We start from the raw sequence: 19311 nt of genomic DNA, 5'->3' as shown, positions 1-19311 counted from the left end.
TACTCCCGCAACCAGTGTCGGAAAACCCAAAGCAGCCCGTTCAGACTACAATTGATCCACTGGATCAAGTGCTTTACGTCTTCACCTCGTCAGGCTCATAACCTGAAGGTCGTAGATCCAAATCCTACTCCCGCAACCAATAATACCAGCCAGATAACAAACACTTAGCGCCCCAAAGGGCGCTTTGCACGTTTGGCCTGTTGGAGCATGGTGCTACAACGGTGCTACGCTGTGGAACAAACTGCAGCGTCTTACGTCCAGTGGCGCTGACACTCTCCTAAGTCCAAATCTTTCTAATATGACAACCAACGCGGCTGCATCGTCAGTGCTGTCAGCACGGTCAAACTGTTGAAACTGCATAGCTCGTTGACGCATGCATAAGGATTCTCTCTCTGTTCGAAACAACTCGCGCGACCGAACCGAGCGAGTCGGGTTATCGATGTGATATCCGGTTAGGATCAGCAACCGGAATCCTGCCGTAACGACTCAGGGTTAGAGGTCTCAGAATCGATTAATCACTGAGTGCCAAACGATGAACTCCCAGCTAGCTGGAAACAATAAGTGAATAACTGGTTTGTGGTTCACAATTCATGTTCAAAAGTGATCGTCGTCAGCGCTGAACGACGTGTCGCTGAAAGCGTGAGACACTAGGTTTCCGTGCCCCTAATCGATTAAGCCAAACAATTAGGTTGGGTATTTCGTAAAAGTGACGCGTGCACAGAAGCATTGTAAGTTAATGAAATGAAATAAATTAATGTGAAACGCATACCGTTACGATAGCATTCCCGAGTACTCGTCTCACCGGATATGACGCAGCCTCCGGTTCACACGTGTGACCGCGGCACAAGATATCCGATTGAAAGAATGTGTCCCAAAATTGACAAAATTGGTTCATTTCCAGTTCATTTTGAATTCATTTTGGTGTAAGTTACTAACTGCTTTTTCAAATTGTTCGCGGTTCCACCAGTTATGAGTTGTTCAGATGGGTACAGATTTTGAAGATTTGACCGAAGGAAAATCGGTCTTCCTTTCGATAAAGCGAAGCCAGCAATCTAGCGATGATGCACGTGGACTGATGACCCGTTTCCGTAGCGAGTCCGACGGTGCGGTTCTGGTTTTGGTTGCCATGATGATCATCCCGATGCTTGCCTTTATTGGTTTTGCGCTGGAGCTTGCATTGACCGAGAATGTTCGGGTCAAACTGCAGAATACGACGGATGCGGCCAGCCTCGCTTCGGCGGACCTTGAGCAGGTTTTGGATCCTGAAGATCTGGTCGAAGATTTTTTCGAAAAAGCAGGGCTTGCTGCCAACCTGCAGAATGTCTCGATAGTAAACACGCCAACCGAACGGACGGTAAGAATTACCGCGGGCGAAGAAGTTCCGGCTTATCTAACACAAGTGGTGGGTTGGGAATCATGGGATGTACCCGTTGTTGGCGCCGCAACAGAGTCGCGCCAGGATCTGGAAATTGCAGTCGCCCTGGACAATTCCGGTTCGATGTCATGGGCGCCAGGGGCTACCAGCGGGCCAGCTGCCTCGCCGTCCCGGATGGATTTGTTGATTCCAGCAGCCCAAGCATTCGTAGACGCTGTCCAGCCCCGCCCGGGTCAGCCAGGTAACACAACGATTTCACTCGTTCCATTTGCAACCCAGGTTTCCGTCGGTGAAGCATTGCTTAGCAACTTCACCGTCAGTTCCGAGCATTCCACTTCGAACTGCGTGACTTTCAGCAACGCTTCCGACTACCAAACGACAGCCATCCCTACGGATACAACCCTGTCCAGAACAGCGCACCATGACGCCCGAGGGCTTGGCAGCGATGTCACTCAGTTTGGCGCAGTTTGTCCAACTGACTCTGCTGTACGAGACATTGTTCCATGGGCGGAGGATCCCGAAGTTCTTAAGGCGCGTATCCGAGCGATGCAGCCTTACGGTTTCACTTCGATTGAAATGGCGACGAAATGGGGTGCAGCCATGCTGGATCCGTCGTTAAGACCGGTTTTGTCATCCTTGTCAGGAACTGCCGGGTTTGAATATTTGGCCGCTCCGGCTGCACGAAACGTTCCTGATGACTTCACCAGCGCCAATACGGTAAAATATCTGATCGTGATGTCAGATGGTGAGAATACGCAGAGCTACGACATCAAACCTCCGTTTCGCAGTGGCAATTCGCCGGTATTCAATGTGCCGGGAACGAACAGGTACGCCTATTTCAGGAATCGTCGCGGGCCATTTGATTACTATCACGTCCCGGGCAACTTCTGGAGCACGTCGCCAGGCGGAGGAGCCGTCCGTTTGACTTGGCCAGAGGTCTGGGCAGCCATGCCAGTACGTCGATTTGTAATCGATATACTTGCGCCAGCGGATACCCGGCGATCGGCCAACAACCACTATAACCGGATCGTCGCATCAACTCTGAACACGACGAAGAACCCTCGTACCTCTGCGATCTGTCAGGCCGCCAAGGACAGTGGTATCACTATCTTTACCATCGGCATGGATACCTATGCGCAGGGCGATGCCACTCTTTTGGACTGTGCCTCGTCCCCCGCCTTTTTCTATGACGTGAATAGCCTTGATATCGCCTCGGCCTTTGAGTCGATCGCGCGGCAGATCAACCGCTTGCGATTGACACAGTAACGAGGGCGGAGGGTTTTGATCATGACTACCATTCGTAACGACAAAAATATGCCCGTATCGCAACAACCAGAATCCGATGCGAACAGCGGCTTTATGACCAGACTTCGAAATTGGCGTAAGAACGAAGCGGGCGCGGTGCTTGTCGAATATGCGTTCTGCTTACCGCTGCTTTTGTTGATCTGCTATATGACGCTTGAGTTCAGCTTTCTGAAGATGCGTCAGATCTCGCTGGATCGTGTGACGGACCAGACTTTTCGCGAGCTACGCCTCGGATTGATTCCCGATCCGGATCACGAAAAGGTCAAAGATGCTATGTGTGCCAAACCCCTGGCGCGTTTCATCCTTTGGAATTGTTCGGACAACCTGTTGCTGCAGGTGCGCGAGGTAGAAAGATCTGTGTGGGACTTGGATCTGGGTCAAACCAATTGCATCGATACGACACCGGAAGACGGTTATATGCCGCCAATTGATTTCAGTACTGGAATCGAGAACCAGTTGATGGTGGCGCGAGCCTGCCTGATTCAGGGCTCATTGTTTCCCCCGATCAACGCGCTGCGATCGCTGCCGCGGTATGACGAGTTCGGGAATTTCGCCCTTGTGTCCAAATCAGCCTTTGTGAACGAGCCTTTCTGACATGTTTAACCAGTTGAAGAGTTATTTCCGCGCTGTGTCTGGCGCTGTTGCCCGCTTTAAAGCAGATACAAGCGGTGCTGCGCTTGTCGAGATGGGAATGGTGTTACCGTTTCTGATCTTTTTGACGGCCGGAGGAATCGTTGTGCAGGATGCGATACGGGTTACGTATCTGCAGTCTAAGGCAGCCTATACCGTATCTGACATGGTCAGCCGGGAAGACAATTTCATCGATTCAAGCTATTTCGACGGTATGGACAGCATTTACAGGTTTCTGACAAACAACAGCTATCCAACCGAACTAAGGATGTCGACGGTCGAGTGTACGGCTGATTGCGCGGATCAGGCGCAGCGTGTTCTGGAATTCTGTTGGTCCGAGTCGACCGACGGGCTGACGGATCTTACTAATGCGCAGATGATCTTCTACGCGGACCGGATCCCGCTTTTTGCTGAGGGTGACACGTTACTCATGACCGAGGCGTTTCTGGACTATACCCCTTGGTTTGGCGATTTGATTATCTCAGCCCAAACCTTTGATTCGATCGCCTTCACTCGCCCGCGTTTGGCACCGCAAATTAAGTTCGATACGGGCGCCATAGATACGGACGGTAACCAGATTATCCGGGATTGTTTTAACAACTAATTCAAAGCCCGGATGCCACCGACGACTGTACCTCGGCCACTCGGCTTAAACGAAGTCCTGTAGTAATTTCCAAGGCCGCTAAAATTTTCAGTGAAGTAAATATAAATCTTTGATTTAAAACACATTTTCAACACATGCCCTGCACCTCTACGGTCCTGCTGCCGACTAGCTCTGAACCCGTGTTTCATCGGGTTGGAGAAAAGGGATGTGGAGCTGCCGAGCGAAACTACGGGTGGAAGGTCACAAAACCAACCGGTGTCGTGCCGGTCTGGTCATGTGTCTTGCTTGGGTTGGCTTGCTGTGTCTGCCGACGGTCAGTTTGGCGGAAACGTTTAACTCCTTCGTAGTTGGTAATGATCGGGGTGGATATTTACACGATCGCATTGTCGAGCTGGAGAATCTTCAAAGACATGGGGTTCAGATCGAAATTCGCGGGCGTGTATGTTTTTCGACCTGTACAATGTTTTTGGGCTTGCCCGGTACGTGCGTTGAACCACGCACGGTTTTCGGATTCCATGGTCCTTCACGCGGAGGGCGCCGGTTGTCGAAAGAGGATTTTGACTACTTTAGCCAAGTCATGGCGGCATATTACCCCGAACCTTTGCGATCATGGTTTATGGAGACTGGACGCAACAGAATTCATGGCGTGCACAAGATCAAAGGTGCCGAGCTGATACGCATGGGTGTGCCGCCCTGCCGACCGGCCTGACACTGGACCGCTTGTAGCGGTTGGGTCGCCGCGATACTACTATGCCCAATCTTCACCTCTTTGGTTTGTGCGGCCCATTGCAAACTCTGACATCCCTGATTGGACGTTTCAGGCGCGCTGAATTTGCGACCCCAATGCCGGCGGAACCGATCTGCGTCATCGGTGATGTCCACGGTTGTATATCGCAGTTAGAGCACCTTCTGGCGAAAGTTCCAGACGATCACCGATTGGTTTTGGTCGGTGACTATATCGACCGCGGCGAGCATAGCGCCGAGGTGCTAAAGCTACTCAGCGCGCGTACCGACATTACGTGCTTGATGGGCAATCACGAAGAGATGCTGTTGAGGTTCCTGCAGGACCCTAAACGCCATGGTCCCCGCTGGCTTCGGTATGGCGGATTGCAGACTTTGGCCTCGTTCGGCATATCAGGTGTTCGACCGGAAATGAGCGGAGACGACCTGCAGGCCAGCCGCGACCGGTTGCAGTTTGCCATGGGACAGCCGCTTTGTTCCTGGCTGGCCGCCCTGCATAATCGGTTCTTGACTGGGACTGTACTGGTCACACACGCCGGTGCCGATCCGAACCGTGCGCTTGATGAGCAGTCTGACAAAGCATTGATTTGGGGCCATCCTGATTTCGATAAAAAGGACAGACGTGACGGGATGTGGGTGGTTCATGGGCACACGATCGTCCCAAAAGCGAAGGCAGAACGCGGGCGTATCGCGATAGATACCGGGGCTTTCGCAACAGGCCAGCTGAGCGCGGTATGCCTGGATGGGACCGAGCCAAGATTCCTGGAAAGCTGACCGCGTGACCTAGTGGGCAACGGGCGCACTGCTGTGAGCTCGTTAACGGCCTGTTCTTAGGGTCTCGCAAACTGACAAACACAGCGAGATCTGATCCATGACAACGAATCCTTTTAACAACCGTGCCTCCGGCCTGGCCGGTCCTGCCCGTGATATTGCACCCGTAATACCCTCTGACAGCGCCGATCTGGCGGCCGTGGCAATTGGCTTGTATGTCGAAACCGGCGGTACTGTGGTTGTGACGACGGTACAGGGCGAAAACCGTACTGTGAAAATGGCCGACTTTTCGATCCTGCCTGTGGGCGTATCCAAGGTTCACGCGACCGGAACCACGGCATCGGGTATTCACGCGATGCTGCTGGGGTAAGCGGCGGTTCGAACGCGCCCAAAGGCGTCGATAAACGAGCCGAGCCCTGCCGATGGACTCGGCTGCAAAATCCCTAATTTGACGCAGCAACAATCGGGGTCGTGATCAGCGATGGAGTGATCTGGCTGATTGTTCTGCTCCACCGTGTAACCGGGTTCTCGGCGATAAAAATAACGTCGTTGTTTCGAAGCTCGAACTGGGCAGCCAGAGTCAGATGCGCCGCATTGCGCGTATCGAGATGCCAGGCGGTGACAGCACCAAATTCGCGCACATCCCGAGAAGCGCGCAGCACGTAAACCTCGGATGCGTCGCCTGTTTCCTTGGCGACCCCGCCGCCAGTGTCAAACAGCGCATCGGCCAGAGTTGCGCGATGATTGAACGGCAGGGCATAACGCCCCTGAGTGCGTACTTCTCCACTCAGGTAAACGTAGTCGCGATCCACGGCGTCCAGCTCGACGGATTGGATAAAGCTGTCGCGCCTTTCGTTCAGCTCGTCCCGGCGTAGGTCGACGGCGGTGGACAGTTCTTGCAACGATGTGCGTCGTCCCTCCAGAACCGTTTCACGCAGTTGAATTTGTTGTGCGAAATACCGTTCGGCGCGGTCCAGATCGTAGTCCGTGTCAACAAAGACCGAGTCATCCGCGATCAAGTTCAGGTTCTGTAGATCGGTACGAGCGTAAAGGTCCTCTAGCGGGATCTGGTACATCTGCCCATCCCGGTAAACTCGTACCGAGCTGTTGTCGATATCACTGACCGAGACCGAGCCTGCGGCGGCCAGCGCCTCGCCCAGAGTCAAGGGATTAAGCGTGATCGACTGGACACCGGGTTTTCCGACCGCACCACCAATCGACACGCGGCGCGAGGTGAACTCGGCGATTTCCAGACTGAATGTTGGGTCGATCTGGTTTTCGACCAGCCTTTGGAACACAACAGCTTCTGCTTCGTCCACGGTCAGGCCCAGCAGACGCACCCGCCCGACATCTGGGATGTTGATCGAGCCGTCATCTTGCACGGTGTATCCGTTGCGACTGTTCTGCGCCGCCAGAAGGCCGGACAACTCGCCTGCGCTGCCCTGTGTCGATGGGGTGGACAGCACCAGTACATCGCCGATTCCGATCGTATAGGCACCGGGGTTGACCTGCGGTGGAGGATCCAGCCGCAACCCTGCGCGCGAACCTTCCTGAGTTGATGGCGCATCCGGCAGAGGCCCGATCCCGCGTTGGCTGGTGCCCGCGCCAGACCCGGCCGAAGCCTTAAAGACCGACGGCAGTGTCTTGGGCGCATAGGTCGAGCGGTTTGCGACCAGGACGGTTTCCGGTGTTAACGGTACGACGCGCACGCTGCCACTGTCCGAAATGCCAGCCGTTACAGAAGGGCTGCGGTAGATCGTTGAACATCCTGCCGTCAGACCGATCACGGTCAGCACGCTTAGAAAAAAGTGTATCTTGGGCATGATGTGTCCTTTGCTATTGAAAATCTTACGTGTCATCGGGCACCAGTTTGATGAACATGTTGCCCAGAAAATTGCCGGTCCATTGCAAGGATTGAACGACCCGTTGCGCGCTGTTTTGAACCCAGTAGGTGTTGGTGAACGTATCCTCGATCCCAAAACAATTTTCCTGCAGCTTCGTCGTGGCCACGGGGTTGCCGCGCAGCAGGACAGTTTCGGGGCCTAGGTTGGTAATCTGGCAAACATAGGCGTGCAGTTCGATTTCATCATTTCCGTTGAGAAAACTGTGGAACCGCTTTGCCTGCCCCTCTCGGCCTTCAAGGATCAGCGCCGCGCTTTGGCGCACGTCAGAGCTGGACATGCCGCTCCCAAAACCCTTTGCCGAAGTCAGCATGCCGTGGTCCAAAGTGATAGCCGCCCCATCTGCCGTCAGCCAGGATTGCACCCCGTCCCGCTCGGTCTCAAGCAGCATCACCCCCGCCAGATCTCGGGAGGGAAATCCAACTTCAAGCCGGGGCGGAATCGGGCGGAGAGACGCCAGGGTGTCGGCACGCGGATGAAACCGTGGCGCGTTGGGTTGCAGCGCGCCTTTGAGCAGATCGAAATCCTCTTGCGCCTCACCGCAAGAGACCAGCAAGAGGCCAAGAACGAAGACGTGCCGTATTTTCATCGCCAGAACCTCCCCCATCCGCGGGACAAACGCTGCGCGCGGGCCTCGCGGGTGACACCGTACAGTCGGTTACGAACATTCAGCCGCGCACCGCCATCGCGCAGCACAGGGCGGATCGTCTGGGCGATCTTGTTTCGCGACGGACGTCCAGTCAGCCAACTGACGGGAACTTCCAGACGGATACCTTTGTCGAAAGACCCTTCGCCGAACTCACTGAACCCAACAGTTGTCAAAGTGAAAAAGGCCCCAACCTTGAAGCCATTGGTGAACTCGCGATCCAGTGCAAACGTCGCGCCGTAGTCACCTGCCAGATATCGCCCGACATCGACCTGTGCATGGTAGTCGCCCGGCAGGTCATAATAGGCCGAGACATGTCCGGTGGCGACGCTGTAATCCTGAAAGCCGAACAGCACATCAAAGTCGCGTTGGGCTACGTAATTCGCTTCGACCCCTAGGGCGAGGCGGCTTTTCACAGGGTACCACAGCAGTTCCGTCGACACGCCGCCGAACATGGTCTCGAGATACCCCATCGTCGCCCTGGCAAAGAAGTTCTTGGCTGGACGCCACATGTACTCAGCCGTCATGTGTTCGATGCGGGTATCGGATTCGCGCGCATAGATTGCCCAATCCGATCGCACCCTGGGCAGCGTCGAGTCCGATACACGCGTGCTGTCATCCAGTGTTCCAATGATCGGTTGACGCAGTTCAGTCGACAGCGTGAACCCGGGCGACAGGGTATAATCCAGTCCCAATGCCGCGCCGACTTCGTAGCGCAGCGGCTCATCGGGATCAAAGAACGAAAAGTTCAGGTATGGACCGAACCGGTAGGAGAAATGGGGAAACGCATCTGTCAGAACACCCCCCTGTACCAACGGGATCGTATCTGAAACCTGAGACCGGGCAAAACTGCGCCATGCGTTGTCGGGGTCGTTCTCAAGCTCATAAAGATCGCTGCGATTTACGCGAACCGCGCTAAGTGGCACTCCATTGGACATAAGCGCAATGTCGAAATGCTGGGTTTGAGGCGGTTGCTCGTTTGCCAGAACACGGGCCGTGCGTCCCAAGGCCTGAGCGGCCTGCCCGTAAGTGGCGTTCTCAACCCCGACACGAACGGTTTCAGGGGTCTCTGACAGGTATACAAGGCGCAAGCCTTCCTGACTGAGCGCAGTCTGCAGCCGGGTGCGGATGTCGCCCTGCTTGGCTTTGTCAGCGACCTGGCTTGGGGGCAACAGCGGCGGTGGGGACGCGCCTTGCCCCCCCGGAGTCACGGATCTCCGGGGGTCAATAAAATAGCTGTAGGTCAGCCCAAATGTGGTGCCATATAAAACCGACGCCGTCAGTTGTGTTCCATTTCGAAACCGATATTGCGCGCCAAGATTGATCGGAGTTTTAACGGTAAACCCGGTACGCTCATGTTCTTCGGTGTAAAGGTCAGGAGAATACTCGGCCATCAAGGTCAGGCGATCATTAAAAGCCCAGCTTGCACCGCCGAACAGGGCGGCATCGCCTTGAAACCAGTTTCCTGTGTCCAACTGTCCCGTGCTACCAATGCCGCCGCTTTCCCTAGGGGGTCGTGTGTCCAGCCTGTCAGAAAACACCCCCAATGGGTTCGAGAAAGCACCCCGTCCGGCCAAACGACCCCAACCAATGCCACCGGTCAGTTTGAAACGGTCCCGCACTGTTTTTGTGGCAACAAAATACTCGGCCGCGTAAATTCCTGTACCGCCGAAATCGCGCAGACCTACGACGACGGTTGGTCCGTTTTTCGTTTCTTCCCGAAGCCGGAAATGGATGTCAAAGCTGCGGTCGTAAAATGTGGAAGACCCATCAATGTTGAAATCATCCAGAACGGAATATCGAAAACTTCCGTGGATCCATGGCAAAAGCTGGAATGTCATCGTACCGCGCCCGGTTTTTCGGAATCCGGCGGCGGTAAAAACCAATGCCCCATCGTCAAACATTTCGGCGGTCGGGATCTCGATCAGGCCCGGTGTTCCATAGGTCGAGACACTCTGCGCGTGCGCGCTCGTCATCATGAATACACAGATTAACGCCAGGACAATTCGTTGCCTGAAAGAGACCGCTCGTTGTATCACGTTTGCTTTTCGCTTGTAGATTAGCCTTTGGTTAAAGGATTTTAAATGCCACGTCTTGTGTAAACGCAGCCAAACGTTATGCACGTATAGCGTGTTGTTTTTTTGCATAAGAAACAAGCTATCACTCAGATATTTGGCATCCAAAATGGTGTCAGAACGAAAGGTGTTCGTGGCTTTCAAATATTAATAGAATTGAAATAATTACTTGAAAATTATTATTTTTATGGAAGAAATGCCGATGTAGTTTCGTCTAAACTGTTCTTGCCATTCCGGTCACGTCATGAAGCCGGAGTAGCACTATCCTTAGGAGATTGACGATGATCAGAGCGACCCTTTTTGTTTTCACAATTTCAACCACAGGGGTTTTCGCACAAGAGGCGCCTGATGCCTCAACAACGGCCCAAAACGGAGGCACTGTCGCGGGCGGCGCAGCAGAGGCTGCGGCAGCAGCAGGTGTCACCGGGTTTGTTCCGCTTGTTGCGCCAGCGCTTGGCGTGGTTGCCGCGGCCGCTGGGTTGGCCGCTGCAGGCGGTGGCGGAGGATCGACCAACAGCACTACAAGCACAGTGAGCACTACGAATTAAAGGCTTGGCCTTTATTTGGTGGTACAGGGATTGGTGTCTGTCTTAGGTTCGGCGATTTCTTGGCGTGAAAAGCCGAGCTCAGTTGCTGTAGTATGCGTTGCCATATCCACCATAAGAGTAGCCATAGTGTTTTGCTTTACGTGTATTGATCTGGCCCAGAACAATGCCGGTAATGCGTTGGTTGTCCGTATGGAACAGGCGCAATGTTTCCTGCACGTCCTGTTCGGTTGTCGTGTTCCACTTGACCGTCAAAAGAACAGCATCTGCATTTCGTGCAATCAGTCGCGCGTCTGATACCAATAAGGTTGGCGGTGTATCGATCAGGATAATGTCGTAAACCGCGCGCATGCCGTCCAGAAATTGACGGAACCGTTCCGAGGCAAACAGATCTGCAGCATTTGCCGAAGTTTTCTCGCCAGCAAGGATGTCACAACCAACAAGAGGATCTTGAAAGATCGCTTGCTGCGCGGTCAAGATTCCCGAAAGAACCGAAACGATGCCGGCTTTGGGTGCGCCTTTTAATTGTGCGGTCATGGTCTGCCGCCTTATGTCTCCCTCGACCAGAAGCACTTTCTTACCGATCCCGACAAGGTTCTGAGCCAACGCCAGCGCGTTGGTTGTCTTGCCTTCGCTCGGCAACGAGGACGTCATGACGATAACCTGAGGCGGGCGATCTACATTTGACAGCATAAGCGAGGTACGAAGGTTTCGAACCGCCTCGGCGGTCGCGGACGAAGGTTTAGCGGCCAGATATTCCAGCACTTTGCGCCGACCACGTGCGGGAAAAACGGGAATTTGACCCAAAACACTATAGCCGGTCTGACGCTCGACCTCCTGCGCTGACCGATAACCCGCGCGCCGGGCTTCGTTCAGCAGAACGAGGGCAATCCCCAGCATTGCGCCCAAGACTGCCGACAGGATCAGTATCAGGGGTTTCTGTGGTTTGGATGGATCGCTTGGGATCACACCGCGAGATAATTGGCGGCTGTCGGCCTTCTGAATACCCTCTTGCGCCGAAGTCTCTTTCAAGCGGGCGAGGAAGTATTCGTACAACAACCGAACTGCCTCGGCTTCGCGCGTCAGTTGTTGCAGGGAGATCAGGTCGGCGCTGCGTTGCGCGATCTGCGCGCTCAAGTCCTCAGACGACCGAGCCAAAGCCTCCACCTGATGCGCAGCTCGGTTAATGTCACGCTCAGTTCGGGTCATCAGGCGCTGAAACGCCGTGTCAAACGCCTGTGTGCCAGAATTTTCAATTTGAGCGTAAAGCTGCGCCAGCTGAGGGTCCTGAGCAGCCTGGACGCGGGCGGTCCGGTCCGGAGCGGCCATCAGGGCATCATACCGAGCCTGCGCCACAGCGCGCGTCATCTCGGCGCTTTTCCGGCGTTCACGAAGATCTTTCAGCTGAACTTTCTGTAGCTGCAGGGCTTCGGGCGAGATCAAAGATGTTTCAGAGCTAAAGGCGTTTACTTTCGCCTCGGCCGTTTCCAGATCGACCTGCAGCTCGGCCAAACGATCGGTCAACCATCCAGTGGCTTGTTCGGTCGCTTGAAACTTCACGTCGATTTGGTTCAGGACGTAAAGTTCGACGATCGTATCCGCGATCAGCGCTGACTTTTGCGCTGTTTTTGTTTCGACAGTGACCTCGAAGACCAGAGTTTGCGGAACATTCCGGATGGCAGTTGCCCGAAGCAGGGCCGAGATCACGTCGTCCCGCATAACATGTTTTGCCAGTTCGTCCGAAAATGGTGGCGATGCTGGGCCATCGTTTGTCGACGGCACCAATAGCAATTTCAACCGATCAAACGCGGTCTTTGGCTGAAGCTGAGTGTTGAACTCTGGGTCGGCGACAAGGTTCAGATGGTCGACTACTGTTCCCATCAGTCCACGAGACTTAAGGACTTCAAGCTCGGAATTGACCTCGACAGTTTCGCCGCCAAGCCCCCCAACGACGCTTTGCAGATCAACAACGCTGGTTTGATCCGTCTCTAACATCACAACCGCTGTGGACCTGTATACAGGGACGGCCACGACAAAAGCGTAGAACGCACCCACCAAAATTGCGGCAACTGTGACGAGAAAAATTGACCACTTGCCACGCCACAGGGTTTGAGCCAGTGCGTTGAGGTCGGTCACGCCGCTATCGAGGCGTTCTTCCACGGTGCCGCTAGCGGGGAACGGTATTTTGTGGATCGGAGTTTGCTTCATTTCGGGCGTTTTGCTCTGTTGATGCACGTATAAGGTGTGTGAGCCTTCTTCGTATGACCTTTCAGGGAAAGATGAAAGCTACTAGCGCCCTGTCCCGAAAACCACCGCCGAAGCGGTGAGAGAAAGTATTTTCAAGTCGGTCGCAAAGCTGCAATGCGCAAGGTAAACCACGTCCATTTTGACCCGTTCGTCATAACTAAGATCATTCCGGCCAGAGACTTGCCATAGGCCAGTGATACCCGGTTTCTGAGCCAGATAAGACGATGCCGCACTGCCGTATTTTATCAACTCGGCCGCCACCACAGGGCGAGGACCGACGAAACTCATCTCGCCCTTCAAGACGTTCAGGATTTGTGGAAGCTCGTCCAAGCTGGTCTTCCGCAGGATATGACCAAGCCGGTTTATCCTTGGGTCATTGGTCAGTTTCCGGTCGCGCTCCCATTCGTCAGCGGCTTCTGGGTTCGCCTTGAGTAAGGCGCGAAGGTGGCCTTCCGCGTTGACGACCATCGTCCGAATCTTCCAGCATGTGAAGAGCTTAGAGTTATGTCCGACGCGTGTATGGCCAAAGAAGCCGGGTCCACCGTCAAGGCGGACAAGGCACCAAAGGACAGCGATAACAGGCGCAACGAGAGGCAGAAGTACCAGGGCTAATGCGATGTCGAACGCGCGTTTCCCAAAGACGGTGTACAGACCCTGCGCGACCACGTGCGAGTCATGCTGGTCAATGGGATCGCCTTGTACTGGCGCTAGGGACGAAAAATCCAACATTTTTTCTGTCCTGATCCTTGAACGAATACCCCTCGATAAAAAGGGTGCGATAAGTCAGGATTTGCGCAAACACCTATTAATAGATGGTTAACAGCATAAATAAACTTTAAGTAGTTTTTGCCAGATCTGGCGTTCGTCGCTCAGCACACAGGCATAGGTCAAAATTAGGAAATCAGGCAGGTACAGTTTTGCAACTTATAGTGGCGTGACCTCAAGTTGTTTAAGTGCCGTGCGGTGACATAAGCCAAAGTCAACAAAGTTCATAAACCATCTTGGCGATGACGCGTTGAGGTCACGGGAACACATGGACTGTTCCGGTTGTGACGTCTGCCACCATGAAATCTTAAACGGAGACCAGGAAAATGCCTCAGGCGCTTGACTATGACGGGGCGTGTTCGCTTTGTCCGAAACGGATGTCGAAATTCAATGCCGTGCCTTGCACAGGATCCGCAACATGATGGATGTCAGTTTTTCGATCCCCTCGCTGGCGACCCGCAACAAACCCGTTGGAATTGGGTCTTTAAAGCCCCTTTTGTGGCGCGACCCCTCTGACAGATCGTCCCTGTTTCAGGACGCGGCGGGTACGGTTCCCGTTACGTCTTCTGGCGATCCGGTGCTTCGGATGAACAACAAAGGTGCATTGGGGGGGTATTTTCTGGCACCCAGCCCGGCGGCGGCACCGATATATGCCACCGACGGAACTCACCATTGGCTGGAAAGTGACGGCGTGGATGATGTTTTGCAGTTTCAGGGAACGGTTCCGTTCTCGGTCTCTGTATTCGAAGCCGTCGCATTTCGGACGATCAGTATCCAGCGATCTTTCGCGCATATTGTCAGCAACAAGGGCAGCGCGCGGCAGCCACTTATCTCGACACCGCAATCCCAACCGAACCGGGTGACAGTTGCCTTTGGCAGCTCTCCGATCAACGTTAACACCTCGGCATCGCTTATTGGTGTGGATGTCGTTGTCACCGGGGCGAATGATCTCGCGACGCGGGTAGCAAACGTGAATGGTATCGTCGTTTCGGGCAGCGGCGCCGCCCTGACAGATTCAAGCGCGGCCCCATATCAGGTCTATGGCCCAAATGCCGCGAATATTCGGGATTATGGCGGCGTCCATATGAATCGGGTTCCCAGTGACGATGAGTTGGCCTTGGTTCGGGCGTTCTATGCGGCACAATCTGGTGGGGTCGCATAATCGATCGTGCGTTAACACAGAATACGCTTTAACGATCTGGCACACAGAGGCGGCGGACCATCAGCGCCGCCTCCTCGGTTTCTGATTGAGCCTGAACAAGCGCCCCCCGATTTGCAGTAAGCCGCGATGTAAAAACTCCGCTCGCAATTCTCGTCAAATCAGGCTAGAAAACCCTGGGTAGAATACACCAAACCAGATTCAACTCTTTGAGCATTCCGAATACTGCGACACGCGGAACGAGGACCGACGCACATAATGGTCGATGTTTTTGTTGATCGTCGAGACAGCGACAAAAGCACTTATATCGCACTTGGCGCAGTTGTTCTTTTTTTGCTGTTCCAATTTGCATTTCAATCTGTGGTATTCACCTTTGAACGGCGGCCGGATGAAGTAAAAGCAGTTGCCCGCTTCATAGAAATCCTCCTGCCTGGTCAACATGGTTCCAGTCCGGTTCCGGCTGCTGAAATCTGGATGCGTCTGGTTCTTTTTGCGTTCAACATATTGGTGACCTTGACGCTTGTTTACACAGGGCTGGTGAACAGAAAGACAGCTGTGCTGGCCGCAATTTGGCCTCTGTCGATCTTTCTATTCTCGAAGATTTACTGGGAGTTTTTCTACTTCCCGTTCTGCCTGATACGTCCGGACTTGTCCGCCCGAAAAGAAGGCATTGTGATGGGACTTCTGGCCGTCCTGTTATACACGACCGGAGAGGCCAATCTGGGCGTTCTTCTGACGTTCCGAGCCGCTTTGTTTCTGCAACGCTCGGGTTTTGAGAAATCGGTTCCGCTTGGGATTGTCGGTCTGGCTGTTTTTCTGGACGCCGCAATGAAAACGGGCGCCGCTTACGCGTTTCCGTGGATAGGAGGTCTGATCCAACGATTTGACTGGACCAGAAGCGTCGCCAATCCCGATTATACACCGTTTGAAAGCCTGTCAGTTTTCTTCGCAAGCTTCCATTTTTTCAGCCTGCACACCGGAGCCTATTGGATAGACGCGCTGTTTTCTGTAATTGTCGTCATATATTTGTATTGCTCGGCCGAGTTCCGTACCAACCTCAGACAGCATCTGTGGTTGGTTTTGTGTTTTTTCTCGGTGTATTTTTTCTATACCCACGTGACTTATGCGTTCCAGAATGCGCGCTATTTCTTCTTTTTCATTCCGGTTCTGGCAACACTGATCCCTACCAAACTGTTTCCTGGCTTGGCTATGTTGGGTTTCTTCCACGTCCTTTGCCGAAGTATGGAGTTTCTCTGACCCAGGCGCGGGTGCGTCCAGCAATCGAGTGTATTCGTGGTCCGGTCAGGGCTTGGACAGGCTCTCCAAAAGCAATTGCGCCCCTGATTGGACCAGCGGAATTTGCGTTTCAATGGCGGCCGGTTTTTTCGCCTGTTTCAAGGCAACGGCATGCTCTGCAATAGTCTGTGACTTATCGTCAAAGTTCAAAAGATTACCGCTTTCTCCGACACGGGCGAAATACCCGTCAAGCTTGGCATCCCAGCGAAACCCGATAGCGGGAGTCGCGACCGCATGTGCGGTGATGCATGCGTGCAAACGGTGAGACACGACCGTATCCATGGACTTTATGGCGGCGACAAGCTCTCGCGGTTTTTGCGGTCGCGGCATCCGGAACAGATTTTGCTTGGATGAAAGGGACGTCCACAGTTGGTCCAGCATCTCTTCATCTTCGCCCGCCCCGTTCGTGAACAGCGTGACGGGTTCTTGTCGGGTTTGGAACTCGGCCAGGATCGACTGGTACTTAGATAGGGACTGTCGGAAGCCAAGCGCGCTTTGATCGGTATGGGTTTTGATGGCCGCCGGGTGTGCGACACCCAATCCGATGGTTCCCGCAACATTGGCAGGCGGTGGCGGTAAGTCCAAACTGCCCGCGATGAGGGCTGGATCAGGAACAACATGTATCTCGGGCGGATTTAACCCGAGTGCTTTGTAATGTTGTCGCAAGTTGTCGGCTGACCTCTGATCGCGAACAGACACAAAGCACAATTTGGTCGAGCTCAATAGATCGGCGAAAACCGCAAGACCGCGGGGTGACCAGTTTTTTGCGACGCCAACGGAATGTAGGGCGATGGGCAAGTTGCGCTGCTCTGCTTCGTGCACGACACGAGATATCTTGAGGGGGAAATTCAGGTTGGCGTCGCTCAGCAACTGACCTCCGCCAATTACGACGGCCGTGGCGTCGCCAAAGCGATCAGGGATCAAAGGTTCAAGCCGTTTGCGGATTTGTCGCCTGACAAGTCGGGTCGCAAGGCGTTGAGAGATGCCTTGGGGCAACCGGTTTAGCAGGGACAGCAGCAAGGTCCGGGCACCCTTTGGTGGTTTGGCAAACGTCTGACGCCCCGCCAAATCCAACCAACACATATCAAGACCTTCGTTTTGGCGACGCAACTCAGTTGTCAGACAATCGGCGATCAAACCGTCCCCGAGATTGGGGCTATGCATGACTGCGGCCAATACGATCTTCATCCCGTTCCCTTTGATACCAAAATGTTTGCCAACAGCGCCTGATCCGGTCCGAACCGGTTTTGCAGGGCTTCCAGAGTCTGCGCCTTGGGCGCGGCCGGGTTTGATCTGGCATCAGAGGTGAACAGGATCTTCGAAACCAGCGAATTGCTTTTGACCCTGGACACGACGCCGGGCAACCCAAGACGGCGGACCGCCCAACCGCTATTGCGTAATAGGCCGACAAGCATCGGACTCCGAGCGGCCTGAGCCTCGAGTATCCGGTCGTCATAAGGCAGGGTGTCCATGAAACGAATGCCCAATGCCTCGCTCATGGCGCGACCAAACCCCTGTGGATCTGATCTGAGTTGCCCAAAATCCAGAACATGCACGCGATCTTTTCCAAGATGACGCATGGCGTTCCGAACGTGCTTGCCGAACAACGAGTGTTCGATGATCTGCGGTTGCTGGAGTAGGGCGTCTTCAAAACTGGCCGTCGTCCGGCCAATCTTTCGCAGGTATTTCCAATGAGAGACGCTGCGCGAAACCGGGTCGCGTACCGTCACCAGAAACCGACTGTCCTGCGGCAGATCCTGCGCAATCCTTTGCAACGCCACCTCAGAATAAAGATAATCGTGGCAGATCTCACCGATGCGTATGGCGTTGGTTTCGTCGGGAAATTGACGGCGGTACCAGTCCGGACCTTTGTCGTAAAAGCGGTCGAAATAGAAAATCTCTTTCGCGGTGGCCAGAGCGACATCGGGATGCTGGTTCAAAATATGCCAAATCCAGGTCGAGCCGCATTTGTCGCCCCCCAGATACAAAAAGTTCACGGGGCTTGTTTGGTCGCTCATGCCCGTGGCTCCTTTGCAAGGAAGGACAGGTTTACCAGCCCGGAAGAGATCCCTGTTTTCCGGAAAATATAGAAATAGGCAGCACAGTTCAGCGCAATCAGGTTCAGGCTGATGCAAAACGCAGCGCCCATGGTGCCCCAGGCCGAAACGGAAAAGGGCAAGGCCGCCAAGGACAGACCGGTTGTGACGGACAGCATGACAAAGTGAACCCTCTCATGTCCCGACATCTCCATGATCTGGGTCGTCGGCCCTGAAAAGGCGCTGACAAGATAGCCAAAGCTGATCACGATCAGCTCGGGGTGAACCACTGCGAATCCGGGGCCAAACAGCTCTAGTATGTGGTCGCCCCACAGAGCGAATATCAGAAAGCTGGCTAAAGTGGGCAGGCCCAGCATCAGGCTGATCCGGCGACAGGTGGTTTCCGCGCCATTGTGATCGTTCCTGCCAAACTGGGCCGCCAGCAAGGGGGCTGCGACGATGTTGATCGCCATCAGGAACAGTTCAAGCACCATGGCCGTGCGCAGGGCGGCAAAAACGGCACCGACCATGGCGGCAGGAAGCAGCCCGCCAAGGATGACAATCGCCACGTTGCGCCCAGCCGCGTTGACAACCGAGTTTCCCCACATCCCCCATGAGGCCGACAGCCATGCGCCCTTCTCACTGAAATCGGCAGGCCCGCGCAGCAATCGCACCGGGTTTGTCAGGGGGAGCAGAAAGGACTGCGCCAATGTCAGCACGATCAGAAGGCCCGACATGATCAACACTGTGGTCACCGCATTCAAACCAGGCAACCATCCGGATACCGCCAGAGCGGCAACCGAGATCACGATCAGGCGGAACAGGATATCTCTTGGAACAAGTGCGATCCAGACCGAACCCGCAGCCCTTTGTGGATTGGGCTGAAACTCGGCCAGAGCCAGCGCAACCGTCAACAGGGCCGCAGACCACAACAAACCCTGCTGGTTTGCAAAGGACGGCAGTGTGTATGCCATCAAAGCCAAGCCCAAGGCCGCTATGATCGAACCGCTTAGGACAATGGCATAGCTGAACCGCAAAACGCCCCGGGCTTTGGCGTCCTCTTGTTCGTGCAAATAGAACGAAGCAAAGCGCAGAATGACACTGCGTTGCCCGATTGACCCGACAATCGCCAATATAGTCGCCAATGAAAACGCAAAGCTGAACTGTCCAAATCCCACGTCGCCAAGGCTGCGTGACAAGGCGACGAACATCAGA

The 19311-nt window shown here is 54.3% G+C and carries 16 protein-coding genes; 8 read left to right on the top strand and 8 right to left on the bottom strand.

Going from position 1 to position 19311, the window contains the following annotated elements; translation table 11 throughout:
* Nucleotides 1-982: 982 nt before the first annotated feature.
* The 5 genes from J7380_RS10265 to J7380_RS10245 all read left to right on the top strand — a co-directional run bounded on the left by J7380_RS10265 (nucleotide 983) and on the right by J7380_RS10245 (nucleotide 5796).
* Nucleotides 983-2641 carry a pilus assembly protein TadG-related protein gene (locus J7380_RS10265; RefSeq protein WP_209195637.1) on the top strand — a complete coding sequence of 553 codons (1659 nt, stop codon included), beginning with the start codon at nucleotides 983-985 and terminating at the stop codon, nucleotides 2639-2641.
* Nucleotides 2642-2734: 93 nt separating this feature from the next.
* On the top strand, nucleotides 2735-3274 hold the full coding sequence (locus J7380_RS10260) for a TadE family protein (RefSeq protein ID WP_209195636.1): 540 nt from the start codon (nucleotides 2735-2737) through the stop codon (nucleotides 3272-3274).
* 1 nt (nucleotide 3275) lies between these two features.
* Nucleotides 3276-3914 carry a hypothetical protein gene (locus tag J7380_RS10255; protein WP_209195635.1) on the top strand — a complete coding sequence of 213 codons (639 nt, stop codon included), beginning with the start codon at nucleotides 3276-3278 and terminating at the stop codon, nucleotides 3912-3914.
* 843 nt (nucleotides 3915-4757) lie between these two features.
* Nucleotides 4758-5429 carry a metallophosphoesterase family protein gene (locus J7380_RS10250; RefSeq protein ID WP_247742475.1) on the top strand — a complete coding sequence of 224 codons (672 nt, stop codon included), beginning with the start codon at nucleotides 4758-4760 and terminating at the stop codon, nucleotides 5427-5429.
* A 97-nt stretch (nucleotides 5430-5526) separates the two neighbouring features.
* The gene (locus J7380_RS10245) at nucleotides 5527-5796 is read left to right on the top strand and encodes a hypothetical protein (protein WP_209195633.1); all 270 of its coding nucleotides are present in this window, start codon (nucleotides 5527-5529) and stop codon (nucleotides 5794-5796) included.
* Between the two features lie 73 nt (nucleotides 5797-5869).
* Here the strand turns inward: J7380_RS10245 and J7380_RS10240 are convergent, their stop codons facing one another.
* Genes J7380_RS10240 through J7380_RS10230 form a run of 3 tightly spaced genes read right to left on the bottom strand, consistent with a single transcriptional unit; the run spans nucleotide 5870 to nucleotide 9949 of the window.
* Nucleotides 5870-7249: a polysaccharide biosynthesis/export family protein gene (locus J7380_RS10240; protein ID WP_209195632.1), complete on the bottom strand. Its 1380-nt coding sequence runs from the start codon at nucleotides 7247-7249 to the stop codon at nucleotides 5870-5872.
* A 25-nt stretch (nucleotides 7250-7274) separates the two neighbouring features.
* Entirely contained in the window at nucleotides 7275-7916 is a 642-nt protein-coding gene (locus J7380_RS10235; protein WP_209195631.1) for a YjbF family lipoprotein, read from the bottom strand.
* Nucleotides 7913-9949, bottom strand: a complete 2037-nt coding sequence (locus J7380_RS10230) for a YjbH domain-containing protein (protein WP_247742474.1) — start codon at nucleotides 9947-9949, stop codon at nucleotides 7913-7915. Before J7380_RS10230 ends, J7380_RS10235 begins: the two co-directional genes overlap by 4 nt.
* 380 nt (nucleotides 9950-10329) lie before the next feature.
* Here J7380_RS10230 and J7380_RS10225 point away from each other — a divergent pair, with 380 nt between their 5' ends.
* A complete protein-coding gene (locus tag J7380_RS10225) occupies nucleotides 10330-10596 on the top strand; it encodes a hypothetical protein (RefSeq protein WP_209195629.1) in 267 nt (88 codons plus the stop codon).
* Nucleotides 10597-10674: 78 nt separating this feature from the next.
* On the opposite strand, the gene J7380_RS10220 is transcribed toward J7380_RS10225, so the two are convergent.
* The gene (locus J7380_RS10220) at nucleotides 10675-12801 is read right to left on the bottom strand and encodes a polysaccharide biosynthesis tyrosine autokinase (RefSeq protein ID WP_209195628.1); all 2127 of its coding nucleotides are present in this window, start codon (nucleotides 12799-12801) and stop codon (nucleotides 10675-10677) included.
* A gap of 81 nt (nucleotides 12802-12882) precedes the next feature.
* Complete coding sequence (locus J7380_RS10215) at nucleotides 12883-13527, bottom strand: sugar transferase (RefSeq protein ID WP_348539093.1); 645 nt, start codon at nucleotides 13525-13527, stop codon at nucleotides 12883-12885.
* A gap of 496 nt (nucleotides 13528-14023) precedes the next feature.
* Here J7380_RS10215 and J7380_RS10210 point away from each other — a divergent pair, with 496 nt between their 5' ends.
* Both J7380_RS10210 and J7380_RS10205 read left to right on the top strand, forming a co-directional pair.
* Complete coding sequence (locus J7380_RS10210; protein ID WP_209195626.1) at nucleotides 14024-14767, top strand: hypothetical protein; 744 nt, start codon at nucleotides 14024-14026, stop codon at nucleotides 14765-14767.
* 471 nt (nucleotides 14768-15238) lie between these two features.
* Nucleotides 15239-16021 carry a hypothetical protein gene (locus J7380_RS10205; protein ID WP_209195625.1) on the top strand — a complete coding sequence of 261 codons (783 nt, stop codon included), beginning with the start codon at nucleotides 15239-15241 and terminating at the stop codon, nucleotides 16019-16021.
* Between the two features lie 45 nt (nucleotides 16022-16066).
* On the opposite strand, the gene J7380_RS10200 is transcribed toward J7380_RS10205, so the two are convergent.
* Genes J7380_RS10200 through J7380_RS10190 form a run of 3 tightly spaced genes read right to left on the bottom strand, consistent with a single transcriptional unit; the run spans nucleotide 16067 to nucleotide 19307 of the window.
* The gene (locus tag J7380_RS10200; protein ID WP_209195624.1) at nucleotides 16067-17248 is read right to left on the bottom strand and encodes a polysaccharide pyruvyl transferase family protein; all 1182 of its coding nucleotides are present in this window, start codon (nucleotides 17246-17248) and stop codon (nucleotides 16067-16069) included.
* Nucleotides 17245-18078, bottom strand: coding sequence for a sulfotransferase (locus J7380_RS10195; RefSeq protein ID WP_209195623.1), 834 nt, complete (start codon nucleotides 18076-18078; stop codon nucleotides 17245-17247). Before J7380_RS10195 ends, J7380_RS10200 begins: the two co-directional genes overlap by 4 nt.
* Nucleotides 18075-19307: a polysaccharide biosynthesis C-terminal domain-containing protein gene (locus tag J7380_RS10190; RefSeq protein WP_209195622.1), complete on the bottom strand. Its 1233-nt coding sequence runs from the start codon at nucleotides 19305-19307 to the stop codon at nucleotides 18075-18077. Before J7380_RS10190 ends, J7380_RS10195 begins: the two co-directional genes overlap by 4 nt.
* Between the last annotated feature and the right edge of the window lie 4 nt (nucleotides 19308-19311).

Source organism: Ruegeria sp. R8_1 (genome assembly GCF_017743815.1).
GTDB lineage: Bacteria > Pseudomonadota > Alphaproteobacteria > Rhodobacterales > Rhodobacteraceae > Ruegeria > Ruegeria lacuscaerulensis_A.
Note: the sequence above shows the minus strand (reverse complement) of the source record. Positions and strands in the feature narration are given on the sequence as shown.

Coding starts and splice junctions, on each gene's coding strand:
- J7380_RS10265 (WP_209195637.1), top strand. CDS start 983: ATGGGTACAGATTTTGAAGATTTGACCGAAGGAAAATCGGTCTTCCTT.
- J7380_RS10260 (WP_209195636.1), top strand. CDS start 2,735: ATGACCAGACTTCGAAATTGGCGTAAGAACGAAGCGGGCGCGGTGCTT.
- J7380_RS10255 (WP_209195635.1), top strand. CDS start 3,276: ATGTTTAACCAGTTGAAGAGTTATTTCCGCGCTGTGTCTGGCGCTGTT.
- J7380_RS10250 (WP_247742475.1), top strand. CDS start 4,758: ATGCCGGCGGAACCGATCTGCGTCATCGGTGATGTCCACGGTTGTATA.
- J7380_RS10245 (WP_209195633.1), top strand. CDS start 5,527: ATGACAACGAATCCTTTTAACAACCGTGCCTCCGGCCTGGCCGGTCCT.
- J7380_RS10240 (WP_209195632.1), bottom strand. CDS start 7,249: ATGCCCAAGATACACTTTTTTCTAAGCGTGCTGACCGTGATCGGTCTG.
- J7380_RS10235 (WP_209195631.1), bottom strand. CDS start 7,916: ATGAAAATACGGCACGTCTTCGTTCTTGGCCTCTTGCTGGTCTCTTGC.
- J7380_RS10230 (WP_247742474.1), bottom strand. CDS start 9,949: ATGACGAGCGCGCACGCGCAGAGTGTCTCGACCTATGGAACACCGGGC.
- J7380_RS10225 (WP_209195629.1), top strand. CDS start 10,330: ATGATCAGAGCGACCCTTTTTGTTTTCACAATTTCAACCACAGGGGTT.
- J7380_RS10220 (WP_209195628.1), bottom strand. CDS start 12,801: ATGAAGCAAACTCCGATCCACAAAATACCGTTCCCCGCTAGCGGCACC.
- J7380_RS10210 (WP_209195626.1), top strand. CDS start 14,024: ATGATGGATGTCAGTTTTTCGATCCCCTCGCTGGCGACCCGCAACAAA.
- J7380_RS10205 (WP_209195625.1), top strand. CDS start 15,239: ATGCGTCTGGTTCTTTTTGCGTTCAACATATTGGTGACCTTGACGCTT.
- J7380_RS10200 (WP_209195624.1), bottom strand. CDS start 17,248: ATGAAGATCGTATTGGCCGCAGTCATGCATAGCCCCAATCTCGGGGAC.
- J7380_RS10195 (WP_209195623.1), bottom strand. CDS start 18,078: ATGAGCGACCAAACAAGCCCCGTGAACTTTTTGTATCTGGGGGGCGAC.
- J7380_RS10190 (WP_209195622.1), bottom strand. CDS start 19,307: ATGTTCGTCGCCTTGTCACGCAGCCTTGGCGACGTGGGATTTGGACAG.